This window comes from Actinophytocola sp., assembly GCF_036002505.1.
Taxonomy (GTDB): Bacteria; Actinomycetota; Actinomycetes; order Mycobacteriales; family Pseudonocardiaceae; genus DASYTH01.
Window position 1 is genome coordinate 1 of record NZ_DASYTH010000264.1, and the last position, 11,990, is coordinate 11,990.

Annotated in this window: 13 protein-coding genes; 9 read left to right on the forward strand and 4 right to left on the reverse strand. The window is 71.4% G+C overall.

Annotated elements, in window-relative coordinates:
- A partial coding sequence (locus VGR06_RS23210) for a UvrD-helicase domain-containing protein (RefSeq protein WP_327561216.1) occupies positions 1–1,802 on the reverse strand: 1,802 nt, incomplete at its 3' end.
- 131 nt (positions 1,803–1,933) lie between these two features.
- On the opposite strand from VGR06_RS23210, the gene VGR06_RS23215 reads away from it, so the two are divergent.
- The 8 genes from VGR06_RS23215 to VGR06_RS23250 all read left to right on the forward strand — a co-directional run bounded on the left by VGR06_RS23215 (position 1,934) and on the right by VGR06_RS23250 (position 9,273).
- Positions 1,934–2,341 carry a DUF1707 SHOCT-like domain-containing protein gene (locus VGR06_RS23215; protein ID WP_414637317.1) on the forward strand — a complete coding sequence of 136 codons (408 nt, stop codon included), beginning with the start codon at positions 1,934–1,936 and terminating at the stop codon, positions 2,339–2,341.
- Positions 2,342–2,555: 214 nt separating this feature from the next.
- Positions 2,556–2,840, forward strand: a complete 285-nt coding sequence (locus VGR06_RS23220; RefSeq protein WP_414637318.1) for a chorismate mutase — start codon at positions 2,556–2,558, stop codon at positions 2,838–2,840.
- A gap of 71 nt (positions 2,841–2,911) precedes the next feature.
- Positions 2,912–3,220 (forward strand): hypothetical protein, encoded by a 309-nt coding sequence (locus VGR06_RS23225; protein ID WP_327561218.1) that lies wholly within the window; start codon positions 2,912–2,914, stop codon positions 3,218–3,220.
- A 110-nt stretch (positions 3,221–3,330) separates the two neighbouring features.
- Positions 3,331–4,068: a PIG-L deacetylase family protein gene (locus VGR06_RS23230; RefSeq protein WP_327561219.1), complete on the forward strand. Its 738-nt coding sequence runs from the start codon at positions 3,331–3,333 to the stop codon at positions 4,066–4,068.
- A 226-nt stretch (positions 4,069–4,294) separates the two neighbouring features.
- Positions 4,295–5,089 carry a hypothetical protein gene (locus VGR06_RS23235; protein ID WP_327561220.1) on the forward strand — a complete coding sequence of 265 codons (795 nt, stop codon included), beginning with the start codon at positions 4,295–4,297 and terminating at the stop codon, positions 5,087–5,089.
- 221 nt (positions 5,090–5,310) lie between these two features.
- Positions 5,311–6,096, forward strand: a complete 786-nt coding sequence (locus VGR06_RS23240) for a hypothetical protein (protein WP_327561221.1) — start codon at positions 5,311–5,313, stop codon at positions 6,094–6,096.
- A gap of 269 nt (positions 6,097–6,365) precedes the next feature.
- The gene (locus VGR06_RS23245) at positions 6,366–7,676 is read left to right on the forward strand and encodes a serine/threonine-protein kinase (protein WP_327561222.1); all 1,311 of its coding nucleotides are present in this window, start codon (positions 6,366–6,368) and stop codon (positions 7,674–7,676) included.
- Between the two features lie 25 nt (positions 7,677–7,701).
- A complete protein-coding gene (locus VGR06_RS23250; protein WP_327561223.1) occupies positions 7,702–9,273 on the forward strand; it encodes a serine/threonine-protein kinase in 1,572 nt (523 codons plus the stop codon).
- A gap of 9 nt (positions 9,274–9,282) precedes the next feature.
- On the opposite strand, the gene VGR06_RS23255 is transcribed toward VGR06_RS23250, so the two are convergent.
- Positions 9,283–10,182 (reverse strand): LysR family transcriptional regulator, encoded by a 900-nt coding sequence (locus tag VGR06_RS23255; protein WP_327561224.1) that lies wholly within the window; start codon positions 10,180–10,182, stop codon positions 9,283–9,285.
- 131 nt (positions 10,183–10,313) lie between these two features.
- Between VGR06_RS23255 and VGR06_RS23260 the strand changes: the two genes are divergently transcribed.
- The gene (locus tag VGR06_RS23260; RefSeq protein WP_327561228.1) at positions 10,314–11,234 is read left to right on the forward strand and encodes a DMT family transporter; all 921 of its coding nucleotides are present in this window, start codon (positions 10,314–10,316) and stop codon (positions 11,232–11,234) included.
- Here VGR06_RS23260 and VGR06_RS23265 read toward each other — a convergent pair.
- Together VGR06_RS23265 and VGR06_RS23270 are read right to left on the reverse strand one after the other, a co-directional pair.
- Complete coding sequence (locus tag VGR06_RS23265) at positions 11,196–11,480, reverse strand: hypothetical protein (RefSeq protein ID WP_327561225.1); 285 nt, start codon at positions 11,478–11,480, stop codon at positions 11,196–11,198. The two genes, VGR06_RS23260 and VGR06_RS23265, sit on opposite strands and share 39 nt — an antisense overlap.
- Positions 11,481–11,503: 23 nt before the next feature.
- The coding region (locus VGR06_RS23270; protein ID WP_327561226.1) for a hypothetical protein at positions 11,504–11,990 on the reverse strand (487 nt) is incomplete at its 5' end.

Genomic DNA, 11,990 nt, shown 5'->3' on the forward strand with positions numbered 1-11,990 from the left:
AGGGTCATCAGCGTGACCACGCCGCCGCCGTCCTCGGCGTCCGGCACCGAGTCGGCGTCGGCGACCAGGGACACCCGCTCCAGGAACGCCTCGAGCGAGCCCGGCACGATCGCCGGCGGCTCCACGTCCGGGTCGGCGTCGGCGACCGCGGTCACGTCATCGGTGGCGAACTCGCGGGCGACGTTCACCAGCTCGTTGAGGTTCTCCAGCCGGGAGGCGTCCTGCGGGTCCTCGCTGGCCTCCAGCTCGGCGCGATAGCCGGTGCGTTCCAGCACCGCCTCGAGGATCTCCGCCACGTCCAGCCCGTCGCCGACCAGCCCGCGCAACCCGTCGGTCAGCTCCACGAACGAGGTGATCGCGTTGACCGAGCGCGAGTTCAGCATCGCCACCCGGCCGAGCGCGGCCTCGCGGAGCGCCGCGGCGAAGGAGATCCGCTCGCGCTCGGCGTGGGTGGACACGCAGGCCTCGGCCCGGTCGCCGATGCCCCGCTTGGGCACGTTGAGAATCCGGCGCAGGCTCACCGTGTCGTCCGGGTTGGCCAGAATCCTCAGGTACGCCAACGAATCCCGGACCTCGCGCCGCTCGTAGAAGCGCACCCCGCCGACCACCCGGTAGGGCAGCCCGAGCCGGATGAAGATCTCCTCGAACACCCGGGACTGGTTGTTGGTGCGGTAGAACACGGCGATGTCGGCGTTGCGCAGCTCGCCGGAGTCGACCAGCCGGTCGATCTCCGAGGCCACGAACGCGGCCTCGTCGCGGTCGTTGTCGCCGACGTAGCCGACGATCTTCTCGCCGTCGCCGGAGGCGCTCCAGAGCCGCTTGTCCTTGCGCCCGGGGTTGCGCGCGATCACCGCGTTGGCCGCGGACAGGATCGTCTGGGTGGACCGGTAGTTCTGCTCCAGCATGATCGTCGTGGCCTGCGGGTAGTCCCGCTCGAACTCGACGATGTTGCGGATGGTCGCGCCGCGGAAGGCGTAGATCGACTGGTCGGCGTCGCCCACCACGCACAGCTCGCCCGGATCCTCGTCCCCGGTCCCGACCAGCTCGCGGACCAGCACGTACTGCGCGTGGTTGGTGTCCTGGTACTCGTCCACCAGCACGTGCCGGAAGCGCCGCCGGTAGTACTCGGCCACGTCCGGAAACCGTTGCAGCAGCTCGACCGTGCGCATGATCAGGTCGTCGAAGTCGAACGCGTTGGCCTGCTCGAGCCGCAGCTGGTAACCCTCGTAGACCTCGGCCACCCGGCGCTCGAGATCGTTGGTGGCGGCGGCCTTCGCGGCCTCGGCGTCGATCAGCTCGTTCTTCAGGTTGGACACCGCGCCGGCGAGCGTACGGGCCGGGTAGCGCTTGGGATCGAGGTCGAGGTCGCGGGCCACCAGCGTGACCAGCCGCCGCGAGTCGTCGGCGTCGTAGACCGAGAAGCTCGACTTCATGCCGAGGGTCTTGGCGTCGCGCCGAAGCACCCGCACGCACATGGAGTGGAACGTGGACACCCACATGGCGTTGGCCCGCCGGCCGACCAGGTCGACCACGCGCTCGCGCATCTCGGCGGCGGCCTTGTTGGTGAACGTGATCGCCATGATCTGCCCGGGGTGCACGCCGCGCTCGGCCAGGAGGTAGGCGATCCGCCGGGTGAGCACCCTGGTCTTGCCGGAGCCGGCGCCGGCCACCACGAGCAGCGGCGAGCCGGCGTGCTCGACCGCCCGGCGCTGCTGCTCGTTGAGGTCGGCGAGCAGGGCGGCGGGGTCGGCCTTCTTCCGTGGCGGGCGGGTGTCCATGGGGATTTCGAACAGAGCGCTCATTGTGCGGTCAACGGTACCGGGCGGGGCCGACGCGGTGGGACTCCTGCGCCCGGCGAGCCGTGATGTACGTCGGCACGCGTACGCCAAGTGCCGCCCGCGGACCGATGCCGGCGCCGCTTGCCGTGCGGAGCATGAAGGTCATGACTACCAACCAGATCCGAGCCTCCGACGCCGAGCGCGAGGAGGTGGCACGCGTGGTGCAGGCGGCCGGCGCCGAGGGCCGGCTGACGCTGGCCGAGACCGAGGAGCGGCTGGCCGCGGTGTACGCCGCGCAGTTCCGGCACGAGCTCAGCCAGTTCACCGCGGACCTGCCACCCGCACCCAGCCGGCCGCACCGGCCGGGCCGGGCGCGCGGGCCGCTGGCCATGCACGCGGCCATCGTGGTCGTGCTCGCCACCGTGCTGGTCATCCGCTGGCTGGTGTCCGGTGTGCCGTTCTTCTGGCCGGTGTTCCCGCTGTTCTGGCTGACCGTGTCACTGGTGCTGCACGCCTGGATCCGCGGGTGGCGCCCCGGCGGCTCGCTGGAGGCGCGGTCATAAGGGGTTCGACGCGGCCGCCCCGGTTGTGCCAGAATCCGTCACGTGCGGACGCGCTACTTCGAGTTTTTCTACGGGAACCGGACTCCGGCTCCCGTGGTTGCGTAGGCACCAGCAGACCACAAGGAAGCCCCGGAGTCCCTCGGACCCGGGGCTTTTGTCTCGCCCGGGTCGCAAACTCCACAGGACAAGACGGCCGAGGACCATCATGAGCACCATGTCCCAGAACACCACGGCGCCGGGCGACGAGCTGCCCGGACCGGAGCAGATCGCCGAGCTGCGCCAGGAGATCGACTGGCTGGACAGCGAGATTCTGCGGCTGGTCAAACGCCGGACGGAGATCTCCAAGACGATCGGCGCGGTCCGGCTGGCCAACGGCGGCCCGCGGCTCGTGCTCAACCGGGAGAACGACGTGCTGGCCCGGTACCGCGACCTCGGCAAGGAGGGGCAGCAGCTGGCCATGGCGCTGCTCTCCCTCGGCCGCGGGCCGCTCGGCCGGTAGGAACACCGTTCCGGGGCGGTTCAGGGGTTTCTCCCGATCCGCGGCCGGGCGAATCAGGGCACACTGGTGCCATGCTCAACTTGATCGCCGTCATCATCGCCATCGCCGCGGTGGTCGCCGCGCTCGCGCACGCCGGCTACCTCGCCATGCTGGGCTCGGCCGCCAACAAGAAGCAGGCCTCCGGGGCACCGGTCGCCCAGTACGTGCGCAGCCGCTGGCCGGTCGCCGGGATCACCACCGGGGGTGCGTTGCTGGCCTGGCTGCTCACCAGCGGCAGCGGGGTCGCCGACGTGCTGGCGATCCTGGTGGCGGCCGGGTCCGGCGTGACCGCGACAAAGGCCCTTCAGTCAACCCAACAGCGGTATCGCACCGGGTCCTGATGCAACTTGCGGTGGGCATTTGACCCGCTGTCGTCACTCGGCAGAGTGGTATGCAAAGAACCCTCTTGCCCGGCGCTTCGAACGCTCCGCAACGGCTTAGCCTTCTATGAGTGAGCACAGCGTTATCCCCAGCCCCCGGAGACGACGTGCGCCGGGCGCTCGTGGTGACCGCGCATCCCGACGACGTCGACTTCGGGGCCGCGGGGACGGTCGCGATCTGGACGGCCGGCGGCACCGAGGTCAGCTATTGCGTGTGCACCTCGGGTGAGGCCAGCGGCGACGAGGACGCCGACCGGGCCGAGACCGCCCGCGTCCGGCAGGCCGAGCAGCGGGCCGCCGCGGCGTGCGTCGGGGTGACCGACGTGACCTTCCTGCACCACCCGGACGGCGCCGTGGTCGCCTCGCTCGAGCTGCGCCGGGACATCGCCCGGGTGATCCGCCGGGTCCGCCCGGACCGGGTGCTCACCTGGTCGCCGGAGATCAACTGGGAGTTGGTGCCGACCACCCATCCCGACCACCGGGCGGTCGGTGAAGCCACCTTCGCCGCCGTCTATCCGGACGCGCGCAACCCGCACGCCTTTCCCGAGCTGCTGGCCGCGGGCCTGCGGCCGTGGGTCGTGCCGGAGCTCTGGCTGGCCGACTCCCCGTCCTGGCTGCGTAACCACGTGGTGGACGTGACCGACGCGTTCGACAAGCGGGTCGCGGCGCTGCGCGCGCACGCCTCACAGGTGGGTGGCATGGCGGATCTCGAGGGCTTCGTTCGGCGCAACCTCACCGAGCACGCCCGCCGGCACGGGCTGGCCGAGGGTCGGCTGGCCGAGGAGTTCCAGGTGGTCGACACTCGCTGATCATGCGTAAGTAACTAATTCATCGCGGTGCGTCACGATGCGGGAGGAAAAGGGTCTCTAGGACATGACCGGCGATGCACGTGCAGAGGAACGTGAAACCCGTCGAGGCAGACACCGGCGAGGCTCCGGCGGCACGACCTGGACGCCGGAGGTTCCGCGTGCGGTAGCACCCCGGTCATGGAGCGGGGCGCCGGACATCCCGGCGCCCCGCGACGCCGGCCCGCCGGTGGCCTATGCGTTCCCCGAGCCGCTGCCGACCGGACTGCGCAAGTTCAACCTGGGCACCATCCCGGCCTCGGTCACCCCGCCGCGCACCTGGCGCCGGGCCGCGGTGTTCGCCGTCGGCACCGCGGTGCTGGTGGTGCTCGGGCTGGGCTACGCCGCCGTCGCGCTGGTCGGCAACCCGCGCCGGGGCACCACGATCAACGCGCTGCCCGGGCAGCCCACCCAGCACCTGGTGATCACCGGGCTGCCCGGCGAGCGGGCCGAGGCGCTCACCGAGCCGCAACCCACCTCACCGGCGCCGCCCACCCGGACGACCTCGTCGGCTCCGCAGCCCACGCACGCCCGGGACGTGCGGCCGGCCCGGCCGGACCCGGCGCCGGCGGGCCGGCCGGGTGCGGTCAACCCGGGCGGGCCGCTCCGGCCGGACGCGGTGGCCCCCAGCACCCGGGGCCCGGAGCGCAGCACGGTCGGGCCGGCACCGTCGCCGGCGTCCGACCCGGAGAAGATGGGCGACCGCACCGAGGAGTACTACGCGCAGGTCGTCCGCCATCCGGAGACCGCCTACCGGCTCACCGCCGGGCCCATGCACGCGGAGGGCCCGGAGGGCATCGAGGCGCGCTACGCCGACGTGGAGAGCATCGAGGTCAAGGACATCACGATCGACCCGAACTGGTCGTTCACCCGGAGCACGCTGGTGATCGTGCGCAAGGACGGCACCCGGACCACCGTGCGCCGGGAACTGACGTTCTCCCACGGCAGCGATCCGAAGATCACCAGCGACACCTCGTCGGGCTGACTGCTCCATCCGTGTGACTATCCCTGCCATTGGTCGCCACCTTCGAGTGATCCGCCGACAATGACTGGCGCCGAGGCCCGCCGCCACGGTACGAGTTCCCCCGAACGCGCAACGCACACGATGCGCGGACAAGTCAACGTGGTGAACAGTCCTCACATGGGATTCATGCAGTGGAGCGTCTGACGACGGGCCGGCGACACATCCGGGCCGGTTCGGTGCACGTGACGGAACTGATCGGCAAGCAGCCCCGGTCGTTCGACCCCGTCGGGCCGTTCGCGTTCGACGGTGCGGGGCCGCTCGACGCCGGCATGCTGGACAGCCTGCTGGACGCCGAGGAGCAGGCACCCAACTCGCACCGCCGCGAGCCGAGCAAGGCCGCGCAGATCGCCAAGATCGCCGGCCTCGGGGTGGCCTCGGTCGTGCTCTGCGCGTCGATCACGATCGGCTCGATGATCACCCACCAGCGCCGGGAGGACGCCGCGGAGGCCACCCGGCCGGCCATGGACATCAGCGGCGAGCAGGCCCTGCTGCCCGACCTGCTCAACCACGCCGTGCCCCGGGCCGGCATGACCGGCAAGCCGCCGCTGGCCGGCACCCCGACCCGGGCCACCGGCACCATCGCCAACCCGGGCCCACCGGCCCGGCCCTCCGCCCCGCCACCCGCGGAGTCTTCGTCGCCCGGCACCCCGACCGCCGGGGAGACCCTGACCAAGACCCAGGTCGTCGAGCGGTTCTTCCACCTCGCCCCGGGCGCGCCGGACCGGGCGTTCGGCCTGCTCGACGGCACCCTGCTGGGCACGGACCTGGACCGGTTCGTGCAATCCTGGTCCAGCGTGCGCGACCTGCAGGTGCTCGACGTGCGCGAGCAGGGCAACGACGTGCTCGCGGTGGTCCGGCTGCGCCTCCCGGACGGCAGCTACCTCCGCGTCCAGCAACTCCTCGACGTCGCCAACACCCTCCCCCGCAAGATCATCGGCGCCGAGATCCTCTCCGCGCAGCGGTCTTGATGGCTCGGTCGTGCTCGCGCGCCCGAGCGGGCTGCTCGGTCGCTGCGCTCCCTGCGCCTGGCTGGGCACGTTTGGAGCAAGCAGAATGACCGTCTCGTGTCAAGCAAAGTCACCCGTCCGGGCGTAGGGTTCCGGCATGTCGGGCTTACGTCACGTACTGGTGTCATGCGCGGAGTGTGATCAGCCTAACCTGTGCGCGGGTGGGGATGGCGGACACGCTTCGAGGGAGGATGCGTGACGCAGGAGGCAGCAACCGCGGAGTCAACTCGATGAGCGATGATGGCCGCGTCGTCGCCGGACGTTACCGGCTGATCAGCCGGATCGGCTCGGGCGCCATGGGCGTGGTCTGGCGTGCCTACGACGAGCGACTCAACCGCACGGTCGCGGTGAAGAAGCTGCTGCTCTCCCCCGGTCTGCCGGAGGACGAGGCGATCGAGGCGGTCGCCCGGTGCCTGCGCGAGGGACGGATCGCGGCCCGGCTGCATCACGCGAACGCGATCTCGGTGTTCGACGTCGTCGACGAGGACGGCGTGCCGTGCCTGATCATGGAGTACCTGCCGTCGAAGAGCCTGGCCATGGCGCTGTCCGAGCATGGGCCGCTGGATCCGTACGAGGTGGCCAGGATCGGGGCGCTGTCGGCGTCCGCGCTGACGGCCGCGCACGCCGCCGGGATCGTGCACCGCGACATCAAGCCCGGCAACATCCTGCTCGGCGACGACGGCTCGGTGAAGATCACCGACTTCGGCATCTCCCGGGCCACCGACGACGTCACGGTGACCAAGACCGGCATGATCGCCGGCACCCCGGCCTACCTCGCGCCCGAGGTGGCCATCGGCAAGGACCCGACGCCGGCGTCGGACATCTTCTCGCTCGGCTCGACGCTCTACGCCGCGGTCGAGGGCGAACCCCCGTTCGGGCTGTCCGAGAACACCCTGGGCCTGCTGCACCGGGTGGCCGCCGGGAGGATCAACCCGCCGCTGCAGTCCGGCCCGCTCACCGGCGTGCTCGTGGCCATGCTGGCCGCCGACCCGGAGGTGCGCCCGACCACGGCCAGGACCCGCGACCTGCTGGCCGCCGTCGGCCGCGGGGAGGAACCCTCCCTGGGCCGGATTCCCCTTGCCACGCCGGCATTCGCGGCACCGGAGGACGAGCCGACCCGGCTGGTCACGGGTCAGACCCAGCTGGTCCGCCCGCGCACGATGCCCCCGCGGCCACACGTCCCGCCGCCCCCGCCGGAGCGCACCGACCGGTCCCGCACGATCGTGCTCGTGCTCGCCGTGGCCCTGCTGGTCGCGCTGGTGGCCGGCGTCGCATGGCTGCTGGCCACCCGGAACACCGGCAACGAGACCAACCCGGGAACCGGGGATCCCACCGGCAGCCAGGTCTTCAACCCGCCGGTCGAGTCGACCACCACCACCGAGCCGACCACCACGACCAGGTCAACGAGCAGCCGGCCGTCGCGGACCACCACGACGACCACCCCGCCGGCGACGACCACCACGACCAGGACCACGACGACAACGACAACCACAACCAAGCCGCCAGCCAGTTCGGTCATCGTCACGACGACTCAGCCGTGATGTATCGAGCGGACGGGAGCCGTTTGTGAGCAACGATGTCCGGGTGGTGGCCGGCCGGTACCGGCTGGGCACCCGCATCGGCAGCGGGGCGATGGGCGTGGTGTGGCAGGCCCGGGACGAGCGGCTGCACCGCACGGTGGCGGTCAAGCAGCTGCTGCTGGCGCCCGACCTGAACCCGGCCCAGGCGCAGGAGGCGCGGCTGCGGTCGATGCGCGAGGGCCGGATCGCCGCGCGGCTGTCCCACCCGAACGCGATCACCGTGTACGACGTGGTGGACGAGGACGGCGCGCCCTGGTTGATCATGGAGTACCTGCCGTCGCACAGCCTCGCCGCGGTGATCGCCGAGCGCGGCCCGCAGCCACCGGAGGAGGTCGCGCGGATCGGCGCCCAGGTGGCGGCCGCGCTGGTGGCCGCGCACCACGCCGGCATCGTGCACCGGGATGTCAAGCCCGCCAACGTGTTGCTCGGCGACGACGGCACCGTCAAGATCACCGACTTCGGTATCTCCCGGGCCACCGGCGACGTCACCGTGACGGCCACCGGGATGCTCGCCGGCACGCCCGCCTACCTCGCTCCGGAGGTGGCCAAGGGCCGGGAGCCGACCGCGGCCTCCGACGTCTTCTCGCTCGGTTCCACGCTCTACACCGCGGTCGAGGGCCACTCGCCGTTCGGGCTCGGCGAGAACACGCTGGCGCTGCTCTATGCCGTGGCCGCCGGCAAGGTCAGCCCGCCGCGCCAGGCCGGCCCGCTCACCGCGCTGCTGATGCGGCTGCTGCGCGCGGATCCGGTGGAGCGGCCCACCATGGCCGAGGCCCGCGACGGGCTGACCGCGGTCGCCAACGGCAAGCCGGTGCCCGCGGTCACCGGAGCCACCGAGGTGATCATGCCGGTGCGTCCTCCGGCGCCGTCGTTGCAGCCCGGGCCGCCGAGCCCGGCCCACGGCTTCGAGGGCACCCGGCTGGACGCGCACCCGTTCGCCGAGCCGCTGCCGAGCGGTCCGGTCGCGGCGGCCGAAGTCGCGCGCCCGGTGGCCGCCGCGGCCAGCCGCCACACCGTCCGGTCCGTGGTGCTGACCGTGCTGGCGATCGTGGCCGCCGCGCTGATCGGAATCCTGGTGGCCAGCATCCTGACCTCGGGCCGCCAGGGCGCCCAGGGCGGAACCACCGGCGAGACGACGAGCAGCCGGGCCCCGGTGACGACCACCACGGCGCGCCCCTCGCCGACCACCACCACGACCACGCCACCGGCCACGACGACCACCACGGCGCAGCCGGTCCGGTCCCCGGCCGACTACGAGAACGCCGTGCGGGAGTACTACGCGCTGCTGCCGGCCAACCCGCCGGCCGCGTGGGCGCTGATGACCGAGAAGGCGCAGAAGAAGACCGGCTCACCGGAGACCTACGCGGCGTTCTGGTCCAAGATCAGCTCGGTGCAGGTGCTGTCCGCCCGGGCCGAGGGCAACCGGGTGGGCGCGGTGCTGCGGTTCGTCACGACCGACGGCAAGGAGTCCACCGAGCCGTACGCGTTCGCCCTGGTCGAGCAGGACGGCAAGCTGATGATCGACAACTACGCGCAGGCCGCCCGCGGACTCGGATGACCGAGCGGTTCAGGCGGCCGCCGCCGCGGTCCGGAGGGTGTCGAGCAGGCAGCGCACGGCCGGGTTGGCGGCGGCGGAGTCGCGGATGGCCGCCTGGATCACCCGGACCGGTTCGGGCTTGGCCACGCGGCGGATGACCACGCCGGGGTGCGGGGTGGTGAGCCCGAGGCGCGGGATGAGGCTGACGCCGAGGCCGGCGGCGACGAAGCCCTGCGCGTTGGCGTAGTCCTCGGACTCGACCACGAAGCCGGGCGTGAAGCCGGCCGCGGCGCAGGCGTCGAGCATGATCCGCACGCAGGGCCCGGCCGGCCATTCGCTGCCGACCCAGGGCTCCTCGGCGAGGTCGGCCAGGTCGATCACGCGCTTGCGCTGCAGGCGGTGGCCGCGCGGGAGCACCAGGCGGTACGGGTCGTCGAGCAGGTGCACCAGGCGGACGCCGGGCAGCGGGTCGGCGGAGCCGGGGCGCACCACGATCGCCACGTCGGCGTGGCCCTGCTGGACCTCGGGCAGCGAGTCGTGCGGCTCGGCCAGCTTCAGGTCGACCTGCACGCCGGGGTGCTCCTGGCGCAGGGTGGCGAGGGCCGGCGGGAGCAGGGCGAGGCCGGCGGTGGCGAAGTAGCGGACGGCGAGGCGGCCGGTGCGCCCGGCCCGCAGGTCGGCCAGCGCCAGCTCGGCCTCCGCGACGTGCCGGCCGATGATCGCGGCGTGCTCGGTCAGCAGCGAGCCGGCCGCGGTCGGCCGCACGCCCCGGCCGACCCGCTCCAGCAGCGGCTGCCCGACCTCGCGTTCCAGCGCGGCGACCTGCTGGCTCACCGCGGACGGCGTGTAGCCCAGGTTGGCCGCCGCCGCGGTGATGGATCCGCTGGTCACCACGGCCCGCAGGGTCTGCATCCTGCGCACGTCGAGCATGCCGCAAATCTACAGAATCGCTTAACGGTCGGTGCAGGTCTATTCACTTGTGCTGGGGTGATCGGCTGCGGCAGTGTCCGTGGCGTGACCGAAGGACGTGCGTGGTGATCAGCCGCGGAAACCTGATCCGGATGGCGCTGCTGGCCGTGTTCTGGGGCTCCAGCTTCCTGTGGATCAAGCTCGCGCTGCACGGCCTGTCGCCGCTGCAGATCACCGCCGTGCGGCTGGCCACCGGGGGCGGGCTGGTGCTGGTGCTGTGCCTGCTCACCCGGGACCGCCTGCCGCGCGGCCGGCGGGTGTGGGCGCACCTCGCGGTGGCCGCGATCTTCGGCAACGTGCTGCCGTTCACCCTGTTCGGTGTCGGCGAGCGGACCGTGGACTCCGGGCTCGCCGGCGTGCTGAACGCGACCACCCCGCTCTGGGCCCTGCTCATCGGGATCCTGGTCGGCACCGAGCGCGGGCTGACCGCCGTGCGGGCCGGCGGGCTGCTGCTCGGCTTCGCCGGCACACTGCTGATCTTCGCGCCGTGGCACTCAGCCGGGCTGGCCAGCTGGGGTGCGCTGGCCATCCTCGGCGCGGCGGTCAGCTACGGCATCTGCTTCACCTACATCGGCGCGTTCCTGGCCGGGCGGGGCGGCACACCGATGGCCCTGTCCGCCGCGCAGCTGCTGACCGCCGCCGGGCTCACCGCGCTGGCCCTGCCGGTGGCCGGGCTGCAGCCGGTGCACCTCGAACCGCTCGCGCTGATCGCCGCCACCATCCTCGGCGTGGTCGGCACCGGGCTCGCCTACGTGCTCAACTACCGGCTGATCGCCGACGAGGGCCCGACCAATGCCGCCACCGTCGGCTACCTGCTGCCGGTGGTGTCCGTCCTGCTCGGCACGCTCTTCCTGAGCGAGACGCTGACGTTCGGGGTGGTCGCCGGCATGGTCATCGTGCTGCTGGGGGTCGCGATGACCCAGTGGCAGCCGCGGTTTCGTTCACCAATCGCTGACCCATCCGATCGAGGCAGCTCAGCTCAACTGGTCTACGAAGAACTTCAACGCAGTTGACAGCGTTCGATCAATCAGCTCAGCTACTGCTGGCCACAAGTCCTGCGGACGGTTGTTCCATACCAAGGTGACCTGATCCTTCGGAGTGGGCTCGAAGGCACGTCGAAATTCCCATGAGCCCTGTTGCTGATCCTTTTCCAGCACCTCCGCGTATGTGGTAGCAGCCAACACGCCGAGATCACCGCGTCCGACTTTCTGAATGATTACCAGAAACCGCAAGGACTGCCCCAATGCGTTGAGATGCATACTGCTCCACCAGCTGCCCTCACTCAAATCCGCAAAGAAGTCGACATGCCTCGCCGTATAGACGATCTGACCCCGCCAATAGGTAGACTTGTCCATTCCTGGCGATGCGTGGTGACCCTGGCCTCCTGATCAACACCTTGGAACTCGGGCTCAAGCTCTACGGAAAGCCGTTTGAGCTCGTCCACCACCATAGTTTGCAAAGCGGCGGCCAACTCGGCGCTCACCGCCGCACGCTGTTCGTTCTCTGAACGTTTTCGCTCCTGGAGGCGCCCCACGAGCTCGCGGGCGACCGGAACAACTCCCGTTGCCTGCGAGGCCTGCGACACGGGTGCGCTGAGCTCAGACTTCAAGGCCACCAACTCAAGGCCGCCGAAGAGCCGGACCAGCGGGCGGAGGGCACCGTCATTTGCGGCGTCCAGGGCGTCGATGTAGTCGGCGCGCTGGGTGCGATCGACCACGAGCGGGGCGTATCGGGCCTGTAGCAGCACCATCAAAGTCAACGCGCGTGCC

What these genes read in the sequence shown, in the direction of transcription:
- VGR06_RS23265 (WP_327561225.1), bottom strand. Translation starts at nt 11,480, where the DNA reads ATGCATCTCAACGCATTGGGGCAGTCCTTGCGGTTTCTGGTAATCATT.
- VGR06_RS23215 (WP_414637317.1), top strand. Translation starts at nt 1,934, where the DNA reads ATGAAGGTCATGACTACCAACCAGATCCGAGCCTCCGACGCCGAGCGC.
- VGR06_RS23255 (WP_327561224.1), bottom strand. Translation starts at nt 10,182, where the DNA reads ATGCTCGACGTGCGCAGGATGCAGACCCTGCGGGCCGTGGTGACCAGC.
- VGR06_RS23220 (WP_414637318.1), top strand. Translation starts at nt 2,556, where the DNA reads ATGTCCCAGAACACCACGGCGCCGGGCGACGAGCTGCCCGGACCGGAG.
- VGR06_RS23225 (WP_327561218.1), top strand. Translation starts at nt 2,912, where the DNA reads ATGCTCAACTTGATCGCCGTCATCATCGCCATCGCCGCGGTGGTCGCC.
- VGR06_RS23260 (WP_327561228.1), top strand. Translation starts at nt 10,314, where the DNA reads ATGGCGCTGCTGGCCGTGTTCTGGGGCTCCAGCTTCCTGTGGATCAAG.
- VGR06_RS23245 (WP_327561222.1), top strand. Translation starts at nt 6,366, where the DNA reads ATGAGCGATGATGGCCGCGTCGTCGCCGGACGTTACCGGCTGATCAGC.